We start from the raw sequence: 19236 nt of genomic DNA, 5'->3' as shown, positions 1-19236 counted from the left end.
AAAAACCAGGAGACTTGCATGTCAACGAAGATCCGAAACACCGCGTGGATGCTCGGCGTCGGCGTGGCGGCGGGAGTCAGCGTCGCCAGTGCCCAGACCCTCAACCTCTACACGGCCCGGCATTACGACTCGGATGAAGCGCTCTATGAGGCGTTCGAGCGGCAGACCGGCGTTGAAGTGAATGTGCTCGAGGGTGATTCCGATCAGCTCATCGAGCGGATCCGTCGCGAGGGGGCGGCGAGCCCGGCGGACATCTTCATGACCGTGGACGCCGCCCGGCTCCAGCGCGCCGAGGCGGCGGGGCTGTTTGCGCCGGTGGACTCGGAAGTGCTCACCGAGCGCATCCCGGCGCCCCTGCGCGATCCGGAAAACCTCTGGTTCGGGTTCAGCGAGCGGGTGCGGATCGTCTACTACGACAAGGAGCAGTATGACGAGCCGCCGCTCAGTCGCTACGAGGAGCTCGCGGATCCGCGTTTCGAGGGCGAGGTCTGCATCCGCTCCTCGAACAATGACTACAACCAGTCGCTGGTGGCCTCGCTGATCGCCGCCAACGGGCCGGAGGCCACCGAAGACTGGGCCGAGGGACTGGTCGACAACATGGCGCGTCCGCCGCAGGGCGGTGACACCGACCAGATCCGTGGGGTTGCCGCCGGCGAGTGTGGCCTGGCGGTGGGTAACCACTACTACTGGATCCGCCTCGCGCTGTCCGACGACAAGGCTGATCAGGCCGTCGCCGAGCGGGCCGGGTTGATCTTCCCCAACCAGGATGGCCGGGGCACGCATCGCAACATTGGCGGCGCGGGCATGGTCGAGGCCGCCCCGAATCCCGAGGCGGCCCGTCAGTTCCTCGAGTTTCTTGCCTCGGACGAGGCTCAGAAGCTGTTTTCCGCTGGCAACAACGAGTTTCCCGCGGTCGAGGGTGTTGAGCCGGTCGCGGCACTTCAGCCCTACACCGACGTCGCCTTCGACGATGTCAGCATGAGCGTGCTGGGTGACTACAACGCCGACGCGGTGCGGCTGATGGACCGGGCCGGCTGGCGCTGATCCCTGATTCCCTCCCCTTGATGGCTTGGCCGCGACGGGAACGAACCCGCTCGCGGCCTTTTCTGTCCTAGAATGGAGGCATACCGATAAGGGGATATCATGTTGATTCCAGGTTTGATTGTCGCCGCTGCGATCCTGCTGATCGTGGTGGCATCGTTTCGTGTGTTCCGCGAATACGAACGCGCGGTGGTGTTTCTGCTCGGGCGCTTCTGGCGCGTGAAAGGGCCCGGCCTACGGCTGGTCATTCCCATCATCCAGCAGGCGGTCAAGGTGGATCTGCGGGTGATCACGCTCGATGTCCCCTCCCAGGACGTCATTTCCAAGGACAACGTGACCGTCAAGGTGAACGCGGTGCTCTACTACCGCGTGATGGATCCCGAGCGGGCGGTCATTCATGTCGAGGATTTCAACGCCGCCACCAGCCAGCTCGCGCAGACGACGCTGCGCTCGGTGCTTGGCAAGCACGATCTCGACGAGATGCTCTCGGAGCGCGACAAGCTCAACTCCGACATCCAGGAGATCCTCGATGACCAGACCAATGCCTGGGGCATCAAGGTGGCGAATGTCGAGATCAAGCATGTCGATCTTGATGAATCCATGATTCGGGCGATTGCCCGGCAGGCCGAGGCCGAGCGCAATCGGCGTGCCAAGGTGATTCATGCCGAGGGTGAGTACCAGGCCTCGCAGCAGTTGCTGGATGCCGCGAATGTGCTGGCGGAGAATCCGCAGGCCATCCAGCTGCGTTATCTGCAGACGCTGAGCGATATCTCGGTGGACAACGCCTCGACCATTGTCTTCCCGGTGCCCATGGAGATGATGAAAGCCCTCGGCCCCGGTGGGCTGCAGACCGGTGGCGCGCCGTTCAGCGTGAACCCCGGCAGCGACGCGGCGCCGGCGGGGGCCAATGGCTGAGCCGGCGCGGGCCGAGGCCCAGGCTGCTACCGTCGAGGCCTTCCTCGACGGCCTGTGGATGGAGCGGGGGCTGGCCGGCAATACCCTGGCGGCCTATCGCAGCGATCTGCTGGCGTTTGCCCGCTGGCTGGATGAATCCGGTGCCCCGGCGCTGCTGGATGTCGGGCGAGCGGAGGTCATGCGCTACCTCGCGGCCCGCGTGGCGGGCGGGGCCAGCCGGCGCAGCAGCGCCCGGCTGCTCTCGGCCCTGCGGCGCTTCTATCGCTTCCAGCTCCGGCAGGGGATGATTGAGCATGATCCCACCGCGCGGGTGGAAGCACCGCGTTCGGGCCGGCCGTTGCCGACATCCCTCACCGAGGCGGAGGTGGAGCGCCTGCTGGAGGCGCCCGACACCGATTCGTTCCTCGGGCTGCGCGACCGGGCCATGCTCGAGCTGTTGTACGCCACCGGGTTGCGGGTCTCGGAACTGGTCGGGCTGCGACTCGATCAGATCAATCGCCGGCAGGGTGTGGTCCGGGTGACGGGTAAGGGCGGCCGGGAGCGCCTGGTACCCTTGGGTGAGACGGCACTCGCCGCCCTTGAACAGTATCTGGCGGATGGCCGTGCGGCGGTCACCCGGGCCGCGGGCGCGTCATCCGTGTTCGTCACCCAACGGGGTCAAGGGATGACCCGTCAGGCTTTCTGGTACCGGGTGCGCGATCATGCCCGCACGGCGGGCATTCACCAACCGCTGTCACCGCATACGCTCCGCCATTCGTTCGCCACCCATCTGCTCAATCATGGCGCCGACCTGCGGGCGGTGCAGCTGCTGCTCGGCCATAGCGACCTGTCGACCACGCAGATCTACACCCACGTGGCCCAGGCCCGGTTACAGGCCCTGCACGCGGCGCATCATCCGCGTGGCTAGCTAGCGCTCGAGGTGCTCGAGCTTATTGGGAACGCCGTCCCATTGCTCGGCATCCGCCGGCGCTTCCTTCATTTCGGTGATCACCGGCCACTTCTGCGCCAGATCGGCATTCAGGTCCAGAAAATGCACCATCTCGTTGGGCAGGTCGTCCTCTGAATAGATCGCCTCGGCCGGGCATTCGGGCTCGCAGAGCGTGCAGTCGATGCACTCATCGGGATCGATGGCGAGAAAGTTGGGGCCCTCGTGGAAGCAGTCCACCGGGCAGACTTCCACGCAGTCGGTGTATTTGCACTTGATGCAGTTGTCGGTGACGACGTACGTCATGGTTCTCTCCGGTCGGTGATCAATCGATGCCCCCGGATGCTAGGGCCGCTGCCGGGTGGCATCAACCTACGGGCGCCGGGGTTGGGTGGGGGCGGATTCGTTCGCCTCAATCTGTTCGCGCAGCTCGTAGAGCAGATCGTGGGCCTGGCGCGGTGTCAGGTCGTCGGGGTTCAGCGCCTCGAGCCGGGCCCGCACGGCGCTCGCCGGCGGGTCGGGATCCGGGGGCGGAACCGGCGGCCCGGATGTTTCACCGAACAGCGAGAGCTGCGGGACCGCCGGTTCACTGGCCTCGAGCCGTGTCAGCTTGTCCCGGGCCGTCTGCAGGACCGCATCGGGCACGCCGGCGAGCGCCGCCACCTGCAGGCCGTAGCTTTGATTGGCCGGCCCTTCCCGCACGCTGTGCAGAAACACGATCCGCTCACCGTGTTCCACCGCCTCGAGATGCACATTCGCCGCGCCGGGCGAGTGTTCGGGCAGGGTGGTCATCTCGAAATAATGGGTGGCGAACAGGCTGAAGGCCCGGATCCGCTCGCAGAGCGCTTCGGCAGTCGCCCAGGCCAGGGCCAGACCGTCGAAGGTGCTGGTGCCACGGCCGATCTCATCGAGCAGGACCAGGCTCTCACGGGTGGCATTGCGCAGAATGTTGGCGGTCTCGGTCATTTCGACCATAAACGTCGAGCGGCCGCCGGCCAGATCGTCCGAGGCGCCGATGCGGGTGAAGATCCGGTCGATGGGCCCGAATGCGGCCTCGGTCGCCGGCACGAAGCTGCCGATATGCGCCATCAGGGTGATCAGCGCGACCTGGCGCATGTAGGTGGATTTGCCGCCCATGTTGGGCCCGGTAATCACCAGCATCCGTCGTTGATCATCCAGGTCGATGTCGTTGGGGATGAAGGGTTGCCCGGTGCTGCGCTCCACGACCGGATGGCGGCCGCCCCGCAGGCGGATCCCGGGGGTCTCACCAAGCCGGGGCTGGACATAGCCGAGGCTGTCGGCGCGTTCGGCCAGCGTGGCCAGGGTGTCGAGTTCCGCCAGCGCCGCCGCCAGGTCCATGAGCGCCGCCAGGTGCGAGCCCAGCCACTGAACCAGTGATTCATAGAGCGCCTTCTCCCGCGCCAGCGCCCGCTCACGTGCCGAGAGCACCTTGTCTTCGAAGCCCTTGAGCTCAGGGGTGATGTAGCGCTCGGTGCTCTTGAGGGTCTGGCGCCGGGTATATCGGCTGGGCGCCTGATCGCTCTGGCTGCGACTGATCTCGATGTAGTAGCCATGGACCCGGTTGAAACTGACCTTCAGCGAACTCAGGCCGGTGGCATCACGCTCGCGGGTCTCGAGGTCGGCGAGGTAGTCATCGGCGTTGCGCGACAGGTCGCGCAGTTCATCGAGCATCGCGTCATAGCCATCGGCGATCACGCCGCCGTCCCGGATCACGACCGGCGGCTGGGTGACAAGGGCGCGATCCAGGGCGTCGGCGGGACCCGCTTGCGGGGCGGCATCGCGGGCCAGCGTCATCAGGCGTGGCTCGTCGTGGCAATCGAGCACCGCGGCCAGCTCGGGCAGCTCGGCAAGCGTGTCGCGCAGGCCGGTCAGATCCCGCGGCCGGGCGGATCCCATGCCGATCCGCGCACTGATCCGCTCAACATCGGCGCACCGCCGCAGCGTCTCGCGCAGCTCGGTGGGGTCGTGGTGGATGAGCGCGGCGATGGCCGATTGCCGGGCCCGCAGCGCCGCCTGGTCGCGCAGTGGGCGATTGATCCAGCGCCGCAGGGTGCGACTGCCCATGGCGGTGACGGTGGTATCAAGCACAGCCGCCAGGGTGTGATCGCTGCCGCCACCCAGATTGGTTTCAAGCTCGAGGTTGCGGCGACTGGCCGCATCAATGGTGATGGCCGCATCGGTGGGTTCGACGCGCAGTTCGCGGATATGCGGCAGTGCCGAGCGCTGGGTGTCGGACACGTACTGGAGAAGCGCCCCGGCCGCGGCGATCGCCAGGGGCATTGAATCCACGCCAAAGCCGCTCAGGTCGCGCGTGCCAAAATGGCGGGTCAGCAGGCGTTCACTGGCCTCGCGCTCGAAATGCCAGGGCGGGCGCCGGGTGACCCCGGCCGGCTGATCGGGCACCACCGGCGGCTCGGCGGACTCGGCAATCAGGACCTCGCGGGGCGCGAGCCGTTCGAGTTCCGCGCTCAGTCCGGCCTCGCCGTGGCCCTCGCTGACCGTATATCGACCCGCTGCCAGTTCCAGGCTTGCCAGGCCCCAGTCGTCGCCATCGCGGGCGATGGCCGTCAGCAGGTTGCTGCGCCGGTCTTCCAGCAGCGCCTCGTCGGTGACCGTGCCGGGCGTCACCACGCGCACTACCTGACGCTCGACGGGTCCTTTGGCGAGCGCCGGGTCACCAATCTGTTCGCAGATCGCTACAGACTCGCCCCGGGCGAGTAGCCGGGCGAGATACCCCTCGTAGCTGTGGACCGGGACGCCGGCCATGGGAATCGGCTCACCGGCCGATTCACCGCGCTGGGTCAGGGTGATGTCAAGCAGTTCCGAGGCGCGACGGGCGTCCTCATAGAAAAGCTCGTAGAAGTCGCCCATGCGGTAGAACAGGAGGATATCCGGGTGTTCCGCCTTGATCCGGAGGAACTGCTGCATCATGGGGGTGTGGCGGGGTGACTGATTCATCCCCGTATCATACGAGGCCGTCCGTGCCGGCAGCCAGCCATGCGCTGATCGTCTGAATGCGCCGCGGGTCGGCCTGATGTCCCAGCCCGTCGAGCAGGCGCCGCGTCAGTCCCGCCGAATCCAGTTGTGGGCGAGGGTCGAGATAGCCGTTGGCCTGCAGCCATTCCTCAAAGGCCTCGATCAGCGACGGACTCAGCCGCTTGACGGCTTTACCGCGGAGCGCCGCGAGCAGGGCGACCGGGTCGCCGTTGTGCTGGTTCGCCTGATCGGTGACCCGCTGTTTCATCGTGTCGCTGAAAACGTCTGACGCCTCGATGGCCGCTCCATCCACGGGAAAAGACCGCCCTTCCCGGGCCAGGGAATGCCAGGCCCGGGCAATGCTGATCCGCTCGCCCAGGCTGGGGCCCGCTGCGATGGTCTGGCTGGCCTGCGCGCCGGCGGGGGTTGCAAGCCAGGTGGCCAGCGGCCCCAGGGTGGCAAGCTGCCAGCGCTCCATCAGGGTGTGCAGGCCATCGAGGTCGTCGCGCAGCAGGTGAAAGAGATGAATCGCCCCGGCATCGGCAAGCGGGTCGACCGCCGGGACGGCGATCCGCTCACCGTAGGCCTCCGCGCTTTGGCCCTCGGGGGCCGGTACCCGGGGGAGGTCGACCGTGGGCAGCGCCGTCGGGGCGCGGTCAGTCGCCTGGCGCAGGGCCCCCAGATCGATGCGATGCGGTGCCGGCTCGACGCTCGCCTCCCACAGGGCCAGATCATCGGCACGCGCAGTCAGATAGAGGATCTGGCGGTCCTCCTCCCGGGCCATGGACTCGAGGTTGTCGGCCACGGCGGCGAAGCGTCGCGCATCGGTATGGGTCAGTGCCTCGTCGAGCACCAGAGGCAGGGTGGGGCCGCTGCCCTCCTGGTCGCGGGCCCAGGCCACCCTTGCCGCCAGCAGCAGCTGCATTCGGGTCCCCGAGGAAAGGGCGGTCAGCGGGTGGCGGCGATCGTTGCGCAGATCCCGGGCCATCGCCTGATAGTGACTGTCCAGCTCGAATGACCACTGGTGATGGGTGAACGCCTCGAATCGCTCGCGGGCGTCGCGCAGCAGTCCCGGCTCGTGGCGTTTGCGGTAGTCGGCCTCGATGTCGCGCAGCAGCCAGTCGCCGAGCTGGGTCTGCAGGTAATGGTCGCGCTGGCGCTGCAGGGCATCCGCCAGGGCCTGTTCATCGGCGAGGGCGCGGGCGAGGGCCCTGTCACTGCCGGCCTGCTCGAGGCTGGCATCCAGGTCGGCGATCTCGCGGCTCAGGGTTTCGAGTTGGGCCGCCGTCTCGCGACGCTGCTCGATGGCGCTGGCGATGGTCTCGGCCTCGGCGTTCAGGGTCCACTCGATAAGCTCGGGCCAGCCTTCGAGGGGCGTCCGCAGCTGCTGCTCCAGCAATTGCGCCTGATCCAGGTCCCGGCGGGTCTGTATGTAGCGTTCATGGGCCTCGAGCCGCGCCGCCAGTCCGGCACGGTCACCCACTTCGACGTCCGCGCGCCGATAGATCTCAGCCCGGGCTGTTAGGCGTTCGTCCAGCTCGCTCTGCAGCCGCTCCTGCTCGCGCGCCAGCTCATCGAGGCTGCGCTGGCATTCGCGGGCCCGATCGAGACGCCCGTCGAGGCTCTCCAGTGTGCTATGCACGGCCTCGGCGTCATCCCCGGGCTCGGCGACCCACGGCGCGAGCAGGCGCTGGAGCGAGGCCTGTTGGCTGACGACCCGCTGTTCCCGTTCGGCCACGCGGGCCGACTCGCGCTCGTGCTCACCGCGGGCGCGGTGACAGTCGCGTACCAGGTCGAGGAATCGTGCAAGCCCCAGATCCCGATAATCGAGGCCCTCGAGCCCGGCATCGGCCAGGGCGGTTTCCAGGGCGCTGCGGGCCTGCGCCGTTGCCTCGGCACGGGCCGTGTCGCGGGCGGTGGGCTCAGGGCGTGACTGCCATCCGGCGGCTGCCGCCGCCGCGGCGGCAAGAAACCCGCCGATCAGAGGAATCGGTGCCGCAGCCAGCGCCCCGGCGACGGCAACCATCAGGGCGCTGAGAATGGCAACCGCGAATAATCCCCGCGTCCCCCGTCGCGCGCTCTGCCCGGAGGGTTCGTCATGATCCTCCCGGTTGCGGGCATCATGATAGCGGCGCAACGTCTCGCCGATGACATCGACAGATGCTGGGGCGAGCGCGGGGGGTGAATCCACCGGGGCACCCAGTGCCTCACAGGAGTGGGTTAACGTGGCCGCCGCCACCGCCTGGTTTTCGGCCGCGTGGCGCCGGTCCTGTTCCGCCGTTCGCAGGCCCTCCAGCCGGTAGCGGGCGTCGCTGATGAGCGCCCGCTCGGGCCGTGATTCCGCGAGCCCCGTGGCCGCCAGGGCGGCATCCTGATCGCGGCGCCGACGCTCGACATCATGCAGCTGCTCGTGGCGGGCGGCGATGGCCTGATCATAGCCATCGACCGCCGCCCCCTCGTCGCCCGTCAGTGCCTGGAGGACCGGCGGAAAACCGGCCTGGTGGCTCTCCAGCGCCCGCCTTTGATCCACCGCTTCCCGGAGCTGCTGGCACTGGCCGAAGCGCTCGAGGGTTGCCTGGGCCTCGCGGGCGGCGGCGAGGCGCTCGGCCCGCTCCGCCCGGCCGTGGCGCTGCTGCTCGAGCTGGCGGTAGTGGGATTCCGTCGCTTCGCGGTGCTTGATCGCCGCCTGCCAGTCGCGACGCTGGTTCTTGGGAAACCCCGGGACCTGCAGATTGGCCTCGCGCCGCACCTGAGCCAGATCGATGCCCCCGGCGAGGGCGGCCCGAAAGCGCTGCTCAAGGGCCAGGTCGTCGTCCTCGTCGGGTGAGATCAGGGTTTCGGCGCGCAACCAGTAGCTGCCCAGGGCGTCGGCGGCGGGCAGGCGCGGCGGCTCGCCTGCCTCGCCGTCGCAGAACCAGCGCTGGTTGGGCCCATCGCGCTCGACGCTCCAGTGATGAGTGGCATCAACAAACGCGGCCCGCAGCCTGAGGGCAGGCGGATCGGTCCGGCGGGCCTCCGCGAGCAGATAGTGCAGCGCACGGATCAGGCTGCTCTTGCCGATGGCGTTCGGCCCAAGGATAAAGTTGGTGCCGGGGGCCAGATCGGTGATCCGGATCGGATCGACGCCCGGGAGCTGCTCAATATCCAGCCGGGTCAGCCGCATCAGTCACGCTCCTGAGCGAGCATGGCGCGGAGGGCGTTCTGGCCGCTTTCACGCAGCCAGTCGGCAAGCCTCTGCCGGTCGGGCCATGGCCCGGGCAGCTGACTCCAGCCCGCATGACCCGGCATGCTCTGCAGGTGCCGGTCGGCGGCTTCAAGCAGGGCGGCCCGGTCGGCGTCGGTGGCGTCGCGCTCGAGCACCAACAGGCGTCTCGCCAGCAGGCCGGGCTGGTCATCGCGCTCCGCGAGGCGGCTGAGCGGTGTGACCGGCCGGGTGTCGATCCGCCAGGATTCGACGAACCACCGGATGGTGCCGTCCAGGCCCGGCAGCTCCATGCTGTGATCGGTCTGTGGGACGGCGGGGGTGATATCGGTCTCGACGAGATCGCAGTCGCCGATGAAACGCAGCCGTAACCCGACCAGATCGGGGCGATCATCGGCCCTGTCGAGCGCACGGGCGAGCGCTTCGAGCCGCGCGTCGAGTCGCTGAACGACATCGGCCTCGCCGGCCGCGCCGCCAATGTCGATGTCGATACGCTCCCAGCGAAGCGGGGCCAGCGGACGTTGCTCGAAACGCTGTATACGGCCGTCGGCAACCTCGATCAGCCAGGGCCCGCGCGCACCCGGTTCACCGGCGTCCAGACCCACCACCGTCCCCAGATAGCCGCTGGCGTTGTCGACATTGAGCCCGTCGGGCTGATGGATATGACCGAGCAGCCAGGCATCAAAGCGGGCATCGCGCAGGGTCTCGCCGGTGACCGGTGCGTAGGGACTGTCCGCCTGATCGCGGTCACAGTGCAGCAGGCCCAGGCGAAGTCCGGTCCCCCGGTCATCCGGCAGCTGGGTCAGGGGATTGTGACGGACGCGCTCGGCAGGGAAGGACCAGCCCCAGAGAGTGGCGGAGTCGCCGTGGCCCGGATCACCCAGCTGCACCGACTCCCATTGGCCATTCCGGCCCAGCAGGTGTGCATCGGGGACGCGGTCAATCAGCGGCGGCAGGATATTGACGTCGTGATTGCCGCTGACCGCGAAGGTCTGGATACCGGCCCGGGCCAGCGCCGCCACACCGGTCTGGAGACGGGGCAGCGCCTCGAAATAGTCATGCCGCGACTCGACCACGTCCCCGGCGAGCAGGACGGCTTCGGCGCCCTCGTGGATGGCCAGGTCGACGCTGCGGCGCCAGGCCTCGGCCGGTGAATAGTCATCGGCCCGGGCGGCGAGATCGGCGGGCAGGCGCGTCGGGCGGCGGCCCAGATGCAGGTCACCCACGGCGAGGAGCTTCAGTGTCATGCCGTCAATGCTCGGAGATCCGGGCGCCCGACACAAGTCGACCGCCGATGCCCTGCGACATCGACGGTCGTTGTGTCGACGATCGGGGGCGTCTTAGTGACGCGTGTCCTGCGCCCGTCGACGGAGCGCATGGGCCTCGGCGGGTGCGCCGCCCTGCCGGCTCAGCCGGATCTGGCCCAGCGGCTGGGAGTAGATCCGCGTGAGCTCGATCTCGCCCAGCGGGCGCCTGCCGGTGGCGCTGATCCCGATATCGGCCTTGAGGTGGTTGTCCAGCCGGGACGGATCGGCGGCGGCATGACGCCGACGGCCCCGCAGCCACTGGCCGATGGCCCGGGACAGACGCATCGGCGGCATGGCCGGCATGACGATCCCCGTGTTGTGTCCCTCAACCTGTTCACGGAGGTTGATGGAATGGTCGTGTCGATTGTTGCTATTGAACATCATCGGTGTCCTCCGTCGGGTTGATTGACCGCCATGGCAGTCAAGGATGTCGCCTCAGTGGACACAGTGTCCCCCGAGATATTTGTTCAGGCAAACGAATAAGAATAAACTCTGGGTTCAAATAAACTGATGCAAACAGCGGATGGGAGATCAGGATGTCGACACCGACGTCACCCAACTCACCCCAGGGCCTGCCGCTTCTGGATATGGAAATCCTCCGGACCTTTCTGGCCATCTCGGAGACCGGGAGCTTTTCCCGGGCCGCCCAGCAGATCCACCGCACCCCCTCGGCGGTGAGCATGCAGATCAAGCGCCTCGAGGAGATGCTGGGACGGGCACTGTTCGTGCGCGAGCCGCGTCAGGTCCATCTGACGCCGGAGGGCGAGACGATGCTCGGGTATGCCCGCCAGCTGCTGGAGATCAATGACGAGGCGGTCGGTCAGTTCCTGTCCCCCCAGGTGGGCGGAACGGTCCGGCTGGGGGCGCCGGATGACCTGGGGACGCGGGTCCTGCCGGGCATCCTGTCACTGTTCAGCCGCAGCTACCCGGCGGTGCAGGTCAATGTGCGCGTGGGCCGGAGTCCGGATCTGATGCGCCGCCTGGATATCGGCGAACTTGATATCGCCCTGCTGGTGGCCGAGGCGGGCAACCGGCCGCATCGACTGGCCGAGCCGATCTATCGCGAGCCACTGGTCTGGGCCGGGCGCGAGGGGGGCGTGGCCCTGCAGCGCTCGCCGCTGCCGATTGCCGTGGCGGACCGCGGTTGCCCGTGGCGCCGCATGGCGCTGGAGTCGCTCACCCGCAGTGGGCACCGCTACCGCATTGCCTACACCTGCGAGCACACGGCCGCTCAGGAGGCGGCGACTGGCCAGGACATCGCCATCACGCCGCTCCCGAGGGGGTTGGTGCATGCCCCGCTGCGCGTCATCGAGGAAGACGAAGCGGGGCTCTCCCCACTGGGTGACTACGAAGTGCTGATGCTGCGCATGCCCGCCCGCGGGGCCGCCGTGGAGGCCCTCGCGGAGCACATCATGGATCATTTTGCGGGCACGCCGAACGCCGCGGCGGCAGCGGTCGTCTAGCCGATCAAAACTTGCTGATTGCGACCATTCCTGTCATTCATAAAGCAATGATGGGAAGCGGTAAGTCGACGTTGGCAGGACAAGCAGCGGGCGTCACCGGGCGGTGGCGGGCATGGCTCATTGGCGTGGTGTTGATCGCGGGCCTCGGGGGCCAGACGGGTCGCGTGGACGCTCTGGATCTGGGGCCGCTCAGTGGCATCGCGCCGCCGGCGGGCGTGACCGGCCTGAGCCTTGAGCTCTCGGAACGGTCATTGTCCGGGCGCCTGGATGTCGGCGCGGGTATGAGCGTCGATGCCACCGTCGATCGACGCAGCGCCAATCTTCGTCTCGGTCAGGCCTTTTCGCTGGGGGATCGACCGGCCTATGTGTACGGCGAGCTCCCTTTTGTCGACTATGACCTGAGTGGCGAGGCCGCTTCGCAGTTCGATCTTGACGGCGGTCACGGTGTCGGCGATGCCGCGCTGGCCCTGGCGGTATGGCCGCTGGCGGATCGGGTCGCCGGCCGCTTTCTGGGTGTTGCCGGGTATCTGATTGCCCCGACCGGCGAGTACAAGGTGGATCGCACACTGGGGGCCAACCTCAACCCGGGCAGTAATCGTTACGCCGGGATCCTGCAGGCCGGCTTTCATCAGCGTCTGCCGGCAGGATTCGAATGGAGCCTGGCGGCTGATGTGATGGCCTTCGGCGACAATGATGACTACATCGGCGATCGCGTGACGATGGGGCCCGAGGGACTGGTCCCAGCGCGTCCGGCGACGCTCGAGGTCAAGCCCTATCACAGCTATCAGACGTCGCTCGCCTGGCGTGGCCATCCGGCGGTGACCCTGGCCGCGAGCTATTACATCGACCGCGGCGCTGCATCCCGCGTTGACGGTGGCGACTGGGGGCCGTCGATCAATCGCGACCGATACGGCCTCTGGGGGCTTTTCGCCCTCACGCGCCAGACGCGGATCAATGTCAGCCTTAAACGGGCTGTCAGCGATCGCAGCGCCCTATCACTGGATTCCGCGGTGCAGGTGCGACTGGTGCAGTTCTTCTAGCCGCTGTCAGGCTTCGAGGCGCTGCCACAGCGCGGCCAGTTCAGCACTGTTGGCTGCGCCCATTTTCTCGACCACCCGCGAGCGGTGGACCTCGACGGTGCGGACCGCGATATGCAGCGCCTCGGCGATTCCCCGGTTGGTCAGGCCCTCGCTGACCCAGCGGGCGATCTCGCGTTCCCGCTCACTGAGGGTGGCGGCGAGGTCACGGATCCGCCGATCGCCGGCGCACTGGCGGGCACGGGCGAAAGCCGAGTCCAGGGCCCGCTCCATGGCCCTGGCACCAACCGGTTTCTGCAGAAAGTCCACAGCGCCGCGTTTCATCGATTCGACCGCCATGTCGATATCGCCATGACCGGTGAGGATGATGACGCCGAGGCAGGCGTCGGCGGCCCGCAGCCGCTCGTGGACGGCCCTGCCATCGATGCCCGGCAAGCGCATGTCGAGCAGTACGGCAGCGGGTTCGTCGAGATTGGCGCCGGCCAGAAAGTCCTCACCACTGCGCCAGTCAATGACCGCGAGCCCCAGGCCCTCGAGAAGGTAACGGCAGGCTTCGGCCACGCCGGCATCGTCATCGACCAGATGGACGGCCAGCGTCTCGCTCATTGCGATGCCTCCGCGCTTGGGATGCGCACCGTGATCTCCGCGCCGCCCCGGGCATGGTTGCCGACGCTGATGTCGCCACCCTGGCGCTGCAGCAGGCGGCGGGTGATCACCAGCCCTAACCCCATGCCCTGAGCGCGCGTGGTGTCGAGGGGCATGAACGGTCGCGCCAGTCGCTCGGGGCTGAAGCCCCCGGCGTTGTCACGGATCGTCAGCGTCACCTGGCCGGGGTCTGCGGCGCGACGCGCATCGATGTGGATCCAGCCGCATCGGTCAGCGGCCTCGAAGGCGTCGAGGCTATTGCCGATGAGGTTGCCAAGGACCTGCTCCATGGCCAGACGATTGCCGAGCACAGCCAGGTTATCGGGCTGGATGGAGCGATCGAGGGCGACATCGAGCCGTTTCAGCCGCGGCTGGGCCAGCGCCCGGACATGGTCCAGCAGGCCATGCAAGGGCAGGCGCTCCGGAGCCGGGGCGTCGCGCCGGATCCATTGCCGGGCCTGGTCGATGATGCCGGCACCGCGATCGGCCTCATGACCGATGCGTGACAGCGGCTCGAGAAGGGGGCTGTCGGGGGCTTCGCGCTGCAGGCGCAGGACACTGCCCTCGGCATAGTGACGGATGGCGGCAAGCGGCTGGTTGAGTTCATGGGCAAGGGTGGTGGCCAGCTCGCCGGACACGTTCAGGCTCTGGGCATCGGCCAGTTCCCGTTCGCGCTCGCGCAGCGCCAGCTGCGTCGCCTCGAGGGCCCGCCCGTGGCGGCGGGCCTTGCGTTGCAGCCATGCGTGGTACATCAGCGCCATCGCGAGCAGCACGAGGGCCGCCACGCTGTAATGCCAGTAGCGCTGCAGGGCGTCCATCAGCCGCGTGGACAGGGGCTCGCCCAGCAGGTGGAGCGCCAGATCATCGAAGAGCGTCGCCACCCGGGCGGCCGAGACGGGCGCGCCCCAGCGCGCGGTATCCTCACCGTCCATCGCGAGCAGGCGGCGGGCCACATCGCCGGTCAGCGCCTCGCTGACATGGGGCAGGGCGGCAAACGTCCAGTCGGGATAGGCGGGCGTACTCGATACGCACCCGCCAAGAGGCTCGTCCGTCGCAAGGGCACGAAAGTCATCGCGCCTGACGAGTCCCTCGCTGACCATCTGCTCGAGCATGCACACGGGCATGATGGCCGCCTCGGCCTGTCCGTCACGAAGCTGATAGACCAGCGCATCCACCGGATAGCCCAGAAAGTCCACCGCAATCTCGTCGCTATCCACGCCGGCGGCCTGCAGCTCGGGCCGCATCAGCAGATAGCCGCCGAAGGCGCGCTCGTGAACCGCCACGATGCGCCGCCCGGTGAGCTGCTCGGCGCGGCGGTAAGGGGACTCCGCCCGCACCCACAGGACCGAGCCAAGGGCCGCACGGGCCGAATTGGCGGGGTTGGAGCGCAGCGTCGCCAGCCAGCTCAGCGCATAGGGCGTGCCGAGCAGCACGAACTGTCCGGGATTGGTCAGGACAAAATCCACCTCGCCCTGCGCCACGGCCGCGGCGATGCCGTCGAGCGTCATCGCACGGGCGGTGAGGGTGATCCGCGGGATGGCATCGCCAAGGGCGTCAAGGGTGGCCTGCCACTGCGCGAGGGTATGGGCCTCGCCGCGGGGGGCAAGGATGCCCACGGTGACATCGCCGGCATTGACAATGGCATGGCCGCCATCGCTGTCTAGGGCATGAGCCGCCGTAGCGGCGACCGGGCCGAGCAGGGCCATCAGGCCGCTGAGCAGTATGCCCGCGAGCCTGACCCGCCGCCCGGTCGGCAACGCGCTAGGGGCAGGGGTTGGGCGCGTCGGCATGAATGGCTTCGATGGCGTCCAGTACCTCATCGCTCAGATTGACTTCGGCGCTGTCGATATCGTTCTCGAGCTGCTCGAGCGTCGTGGCACCGATGATGTTGCTGGTCACGAACGGTCGGCCCGTCACCCATGCAAGCGCCATCTGCGCCGGGTCGAGACCATGCTCCCGGGCCAGCTGCACGTAGGCCTCGGTGGCGCGCACGCCGGGTGCCTTGGTGTAGCGCGTAAAACGGTCGAACAGCGTCAGCCGGGCATTCTCGGGTTGACCGTCGTCGAGGTATTTGCCACTGAGCACCCCGAACGCCAGGGGCGAATAGGGCAGCAGGCCGACCTGTTCCCGGTGCGAGACCTCGGCCAGGCCCACCTCGTAGCTGCGGTTGAGCAGGTTATAGGGGTTCTGCACGCTGACCATGCGCGGCAGGCCATGGCGCTCGGCCAGTTCCAGGAACTTCATGGTGCCCCAGGCCGATTCGTTGGATAGCCCCACATGACGGATTTTGCCGGCGGTGACCAGCGACTGCAGGGTCTCGAGGACCTCGAGCATCCCGTCCACGGGATCGGGTTCGTCGCCCCGCGGAGTGAATCCAAGTTTGCCAAAGAAGTTGCTGTTCCGCGCCGGCCAGTGCAGCTGGTAGAGGTCGATGACATCGGTCCGCAGGCGCTGCAGTGACTCGTCAACCGCCGTGCGCAGCTGCTCCGCGCTGTAGTCGCCCTTGCCATTGCGCACCGTGCTGAGCCCCGGCCCGGAGATCTTCGTGGCGATGACCAGGTCGTCCCGCCGGCCCCTCTCGGTCAGCCAGCGCCCGATCATGGTCTCGGTGTCGCCCTGGGTTTCGGTTTCGGGGGGAACGGGATACATCTCAGCGGTATCAATGAAGTTGATGCCGCGCTCGACCGCGTAGTCGAGTTGCGATGAGGCGTCCTGCTGGGTGTTCTGCTTGCCGTAGGTCATGGTCCCCAGACACAGGGCGCTCACATCGATGTCGGTATGGCCGAGTTTGCGGTATTCCACTCAATGACTCCTGTTGCACGGAAGTTGCCGATCAACGGCTAGTCTGCCGGGGTGACCGGGGTCAGTCGACCCGTCGCTCCGGGTTTCGCCACCGCCTTTGTTCTAGGCAATCAGGGGTGCGGCGAACGGCTCGACCTCAACGATCTCTCCGGCCTCGACCGGGCCGCGCTCGGCGGGCAGCACGATAAAGCAGTCCGCCTCGCTCATCGAGCGCAGAACGCCCGAGCCCTGATGCCCAACGCTGACCACCTCGAGCTCGCCATCCGTGCCCTCGACGAGTCGCCCGCGCTGGAAATCCTGGCGGCCGGAGGTCTTTCCGAGGGGGCTCCGGGTCGTCACGCGCATGCGACGGGCGGGACGTTGTGCCTCACCCGCCAGACGCCGTAGCGCTGGCGTGATCAGTTGCGTAAATGTGGTCATGACCGATACCGGATTGCCGGGCAGGCCGAAGTACCAGGCCGAGTCGAAGCGCCCGACGGTGACGGGTCGGCCGGGCTTCATGGCGATGCTGCGAAAAAGCAGCTCACCGTGCTCTCCGAGCAGCGAGGGGAGATGGTCGGTATCGCCTACCGAGACACCGCCGGAGGTCACGATCGCGTCAGCGTCGCGCGCACCCTGGCGCAGGGCGCCGGCCAGGGTTTCGGGGTCATCCCGGATCGTGCCCAGATCCAGTACCTCGACGCCGAGTTGCGTGAGCATGCCGTAGAGGCTGTAGCGATTACTGTCGTGGATCTCACCCGGGCCGAGGGGCTCACCGACACCGCGCAGCTCATCGCCGGTGGAGAAGAACGCGACGCGCAACGGCCGCTTGACGTTGAGCTCAGCCCGACCGGTGGAAGCAATCACCCCCAGATCCGCCGCCGTGAGCCGTCGCCCCGCCTCGAGAATGCAGTCACCGGCCTGCAGGTCTTCGCCGGCCCGCCGGATGTTGTTGCCCGCCGGCGGCCACGGTTCGGGGGTGATGGCATCGCCATCCCGGCTGACGCGCTCCTGCATGACCACCGCATCGGCGCCGGCGGGTACCACGGCCCCGGTCATGATGCGCACACACTCGCCCGCACCGACTGTGCCGGTGTAGGGATGGCCGGCGGCGGCCGTGCCAACCCTCTGCAGCGGGACGTGCCCGGCATCGGCATGCCGGAGCGCATAGCCGTCGACCGCGGAGTTGTCGTGAGCCGGCACTGAAACGGCCGTGCGCAGGGGCTCGGCCAGTATCCGTCCGAGTGCCGCGCGCAGGGCGACCCGGTGGTAACCACTGATCGGTTCGATGGCGGTGACAAGTTCGTGGACGGCGGCGCCCAGGGAGCGGTCGGATCCATGGGGGTTGCCGTGAGCGGGTGGAGTCATTGGTCTTCCTGTTGCCGGCCGGGCAGCCGCGCCGCCATCGCGGCGTGCTGCTCGGGTGTGTTCACGTTATCGAAGGCATCGCGGTGATCCGAGAAGTCGACGATGCGGGTGTCAAGGGTGGCATACCAGGCATGAAGCCGTCGGTCACCCTGCGCCATGAATCCCGTGAGCGGGTGGGCGACACCGGCGCTCAGCAAGCCATGAGCCGGTTGCAGCCGCTGGCCATCATGGGCGATGGCAGCTGAGTGGCCATCGATCTCCGCGGCCAGCCGCCGGGGCAGTGCGGCGGGAATGGCGGGGGTGTCGCAGGGCACGGTCAGCAGCCACGGGTTACGACAGGCCGCCAGGCCGGCGGCAAGGCCCGCCAGGGGGCCGGCGGTCCCGGTGTCATCATCACCGATCACCGGATAGCCGAACGATCGGTATGCCTCGACGTTGCGGTTGGCGTTGATGATCACGGCACTCACCCATGGGGCGACTGCCTCGATCACCCAGGCAATCATCGGCCGCCCGGCGAGGGGGATCAGTCCCTTGTCCCGGCCCCCCATTCGGGTCGCGCGGCCGCCGGCAAGGATGACCGCCGTCACGGGAAGCGTCATGGCCCGCCATCGGCGCGTGTCTGCCCCGGATCAATGACCTCGATGACCGGTTGGGCGGCGGTCATGGCGGTCAGTACCACCCGGTCGGGTGGGCAACGACCGGCGAGTGCGGCCTTGGCCGCCCGCCGCGCCGCGTCGAGTCGGTCGGTGTCATCCACCTGGTTGATCACCGCAATCAGTCGGGCCGTGCCGACATGCTGGCGGGCGCCGGCCGGCTCACTCAGCAGTCGGCCGATGTGTTCCGGCGTGATGACCTGACCCACCAAAAGATCGAGTAATGCCGCGAGCTCGGGCACGCGGTGGGCCAGCGAGGCATCCAGTGGTCTGCCGATCACGCTGGCCCCGACCAGAAACAGCACGCGGCGACAGCCGGGCACCAGCGCCGGCTCGTGAGCCCGGGGCGCCTTGATGCTGCGCATTCGTGCGCCATCGGCCTTGACCAGTGTCGTACCGAAACCCGCGCGGGCATGCATGGCGGCGATCACTCCGGGAGGGACACCGGCATGGCGATCAGGCTTTGCGCCCGGGCAGGCGAACGCCACCCGGCGGGCGGCGCGTGCCACTGCCGGCACGTCGTCGGCCAGCTGCTCCGGCGTGGCCACGCACTCGGCGTCGATCAGTGACGGGGGCACGGGCGTGAGCGCGGTGGTCGCCGTCATTCCCACGCGGCCGCCAAGCTGCTCGAGCAGGCGATGCAGGGTGGTCTTCTTGCCGCCGGCGCCCACTGCACAGACGATACCGCCGCCTGCCTCAAGGGCATCGGGCAATGCCAGGGGCGGGCCTTTATCGCAGGCCTGCATCGTCACTCCTTTGCGGGTCGCTGCGCTGATCATAGCGAGCCGGTTCCTGTCGGCAGCCGCGATGTCGCTCTGACTTGCTGCAAATCAATTTTATGGGCCTTGTGTGGTTTTCCACAATTCGCGGCGGTGCGGCGAACGCCGACAGTGGGGGCAACG

The 19236-nt window shown here is 67.9% G+C and carries 16 protein-coding genes; 5 read left to right on the top strand and 11 right to left on the bottom strand.

The features are described 5' to 3' along the window. Positions 1-18 precede the first annotated feature (18 nt). The 3 genes from BBH56_RS05790 (at position 19) to xerD (ending at position 2863) form a co-directional block, all read left to right on the top strand. Positions 19-1044, top strand: a complete 1026-nt coding sequence (locus BBH56_RS05790; protein WP_148122235.1) for a Fe(3+) ABC transporter substrate-binding protein — start codon at positions 19-21, stop codon at positions 1042-1044. 99 nt (positions 1045-1143) lie between these two features. After that, positions 1144-1956, top strand: coding sequence for a slipin family protein (locus BBH56_RS05785; protein ID WP_110883009.1), 813 nt, complete (start codon positions 1144-1146; stop codon positions 1954-1956). Then, positions 1949-2863: a site-specific tyrosine recombinase XerD gene (xerD, locus tag BBH56_RS05780; protein ID WP_148122234.1), complete on the top strand. Its 915-nt coding sequence runs from the start codon at positions 1949-1951 to the stop codon at positions 2861-2863. Before BBH56_RS05785 ends, xerD begins: the two co-directional genes overlap by 8 nt. On the opposite strand, the gene fdxA is transcribed toward xerD, so the two are convergent. The 5 genes from fdxA to BBH56_RS05755 all read right to left on the bottom strand — a co-directional run bounded on the left by fdxA (position 2864) and on the right by BBH56_RS05755 (position 10771). After that, a complete protein-coding gene (fdxA, locus tag BBH56_RS05775) occupies positions 2864-3187 on the bottom strand; it encodes a ferredoxin FdxA (RefSeq protein WP_069133923.1) in 324 nt (107 codons plus the stop codon). Positions 3188-3253: 66 nt separating this feature from the next. After that, positions 3254-5860 carry a DNA mismatch repair protein MutS gene (gene mutS / locus BBH56_RS05770; RefSeq protein WP_318262507.1) on the bottom strand — a complete coding sequence of 869 codons (2607 nt, stop codon included), beginning with the start codon at positions 5858-5860 and terminating at the stop codon, positions 3254-3256. Between the two features lie 7 nt (positions 5861-5867). Further along, positions 5868-9041 carry a hypothetical protein gene (locus BBH56_RS05765; RefSeq protein WP_148122232.1) on the bottom strand — a complete coding sequence of 1058 codons (3174 nt, stop codon included), beginning with the start codon at positions 9039-9041 and terminating at the stop codon, positions 5868-5870. Beyond that, on the bottom strand, positions 9041-10327 hold the full coding sequence (locus tag BBH56_RS05760) for a metallophosphoesterase family protein (protein WP_148122231.1): 1287 nt from the start codon (positions 10325-10327) through the stop codon (positions 9041-9043). The genes BBH56_RS05765 and BBH56_RS05760 overlap by 1 nt, the downstream gene beginning before the upstream one ends. 93 nt (positions 10328-10420) lie before the next feature. Further along, complete coding sequence (locus tag BBH56_RS05755) at positions 10421-10771, bottom strand: hypothetical protein (protein WP_148122230.1); 351 nt, start codon at positions 10769-10771, stop codon at positions 10421-10423. Between the two features lie 152 nt (positions 10772-10923). Here BBH56_RS05755 and BBH56_RS05750 point away from each other — a divergent pair, with 152 nt between their 5' ends. After that, complete coding sequence (locus BBH56_RS05750) at positions 10924-11850, top strand: LysR substrate-binding domain-containing protein (RefSeq protein WP_148122229.1); 927 nt, start codon at positions 10924-10926, stop codon at positions 11848-11850. A gap of 71 nt (positions 11851-11921) precedes the next feature. Beyond that, on the top strand, positions 11922-12890 hold the full coding sequence (locus tag BBH56_RS05745; RefSeq protein ID WP_157809110.1) for a transporter: 969 nt from the start codon (positions 11922-11924) through the stop codon (positions 12888-12890). A 6-nt stretch (positions 12891-12896) separates the two neighbouring features. Here BBH56_RS05745 and BBH56_RS05740 read toward each other — a convergent pair whose 3' ends face one another. From BBH56_RS05740 to yqeC, 6 genes are all read right to left on the bottom strand, one after another. After that, positions 12897-13493, bottom strand: coding sequence for a response regulator (locus BBH56_RS05740; RefSeq protein ID WP_148122227.1), 597 nt, complete (start codon positions 13491-13493; stop codon positions 12897-12899). Next, the gene (locus tag BBH56_RS05735) at positions 13490-15238 is read right to left on the bottom strand and encodes a PhnD/SsuA/transferrin family substrate-binding protein (protein WP_198515192.1); all 1749 of its coding nucleotides are present in this window, start codon (positions 15236-15238) and stop codon (positions 13490-13492) included. Before BBH56_RS05735 ends, BBH56_RS05740 begins: the two co-directional genes overlap by 4 nt. 55 nt (positions 15239-15293) lie before the next feature. Further along, positions 15294-16334 (bottom strand): NADP(H)-dependent aldo-keto reductase, encoded by a 1041-nt coding sequence (locus BBH56_RS05730; RefSeq protein WP_148122225.1) that lies wholly within the window; start codon positions 16332-16334, stop codon positions 15294-15296. 102 nt (positions 16335-16436) lie between these two features. Beyond that, entirely contained in the window at positions 16437-17681 is a 1245-nt protein-coding gene (moeA, locus tag BBH56_RS05725; protein WP_148122224.1) for a molybdopterin molybdotransferase MoeA, read from the bottom strand. After that, positions 17678-18280, bottom strand: a complete 603-nt coding sequence (mobA, locus tag BBH56_RS05720) for a molybdenum cofactor guanylyltransferase MobA (protein WP_148122223.1) — start codon at positions 18278-18280, stop codon at positions 17678-17680. The genes moeA and mobA overlap by 4 nt, the downstream gene beginning before the upstream one ends. Further along, positions 18277-19113, bottom strand: coding sequence for a selenium cofactor biosynthesis protein YqeC (gene yqeC, locus BBH56_RS05715; RefSeq protein WP_148122222.1), 837 nt, complete (start codon positions 19111-19113; stop codon positions 18277-18279). The genes mobA and yqeC overlap by 4 nt, the downstream gene beginning before the upstream one ends. Positions 19114-19236 lie beyond the last annotated feature (123 nt).

The sequence above is a fragment of the Spiribacter roseus genome, from assembly GCF_002813635.1.
Lineage (GTDB): Bacteria > Pseudomonadota > Gammaproteobacteria > Nitrococcales > Nitrococcaceae > Spiribacter > Spiribacter roseus.
Note: the sequence above shows the minus strand (reverse complement) of the source record. Positions and strands in the feature narration are given on the sequence as shown.

Excerpts from the sequence above, each read along its gene's own strand:
- BBH56_RS05750 (WP_148122229.1), top strand. The coding sequence starts at position 10,924 with ATGTCGACACCGACGTCACCCAACTCACCCCAGGGCCTGCCGCTTCTG.
- BBH56_RS05760 (WP_148122231.1), bottom strand. The coding sequence starts at position 10,327 with ATGACACTGAAGCTCCTCGCCGTGGGTGACCTGCATCTGGGCCGCCGC.
- BBH56_RS05740 (WP_148122227.1), bottom strand. The coding sequence starts at position 13,493 with ATGAGCGAGACGCTGGCCGTCCATCTGGTCGATGACGATGCCGGCGTG.
- yqeC (WP_148122222.1), bottom strand. The coding sequence starts at position 19,113 with ATGATCAGCGCAGCGACCCGCAAAGGAGTGACGATGCAGGCCTGCGAT.
- BBH56_RS05790 (WP_148122235.1), top strand. The coding sequence starts at position 19 with ATGTCAACGAAGATCCGAAACACCGCGTGGATGCTCGGCGTCGGCGTG.
- fdxA (WP_069133923.1), bottom strand. The coding sequence starts at position 3,187 with ATGACGTACGTCGTCACCGACAACTGCATCAAGTGCAAATACACCGAC.
- BBH56_RS05735 (WP_198515192.1), bottom strand. The coding sequence starts at position 15,238 with ATGGCCCTGCTCGGCCCGGTCGCCGCTACGGCGGCTCATGCCCTAGAC.
- moeA (WP_148122224.1), bottom strand. The coding sequence starts at position 17,681 with ATGACTCCACCCGCTCACGGCAACCCCCATGGATCCGACCGCTCCCTG.
- BBH56_RS05785 (WP_110883009.1), top strand. The coding sequence starts at position 1,144 with ATGTTGATTCCAGGTTTGATTGTCGCCGCTGCGATCCTGCTGATCGTG.
- xerD (WP_148122234.1), top strand. The coding sequence starts at position 1,949 with ATGGCTGAGCCGGCGCGGGCCGAGGCCCAGGCTGCTACCGTCGAGGCC.
- BBH56_RS05765 (WP_148122232.1), bottom strand. The coding sequence starts at position 9,041 with ATGCGGCTGACCCGGCTGGATATTGAGCAGCTCCCGGGCGTCGATCCG.
- BBH56_RS05755 (WP_148122230.1), bottom strand. The coding sequence starts at position 10,771 with ATGATGTTCAATAGCAACAATCGACACGACCATTCCATCAACCTCCGT.
- mobA (WP_148122223.1), bottom strand. The coding sequence starts at position 18,280 with ATGACGCTTCCCGTGACGGCGGTCATCCTTGCCGGCGGCCGCGCGACC.
- mutS (WP_318262507.1), bottom strand. The coding sequence starts at position 5,860 with ATGAATCAGTCACCCCGCCACACCCCCATGATGCAGCAGTTCCTCCGG.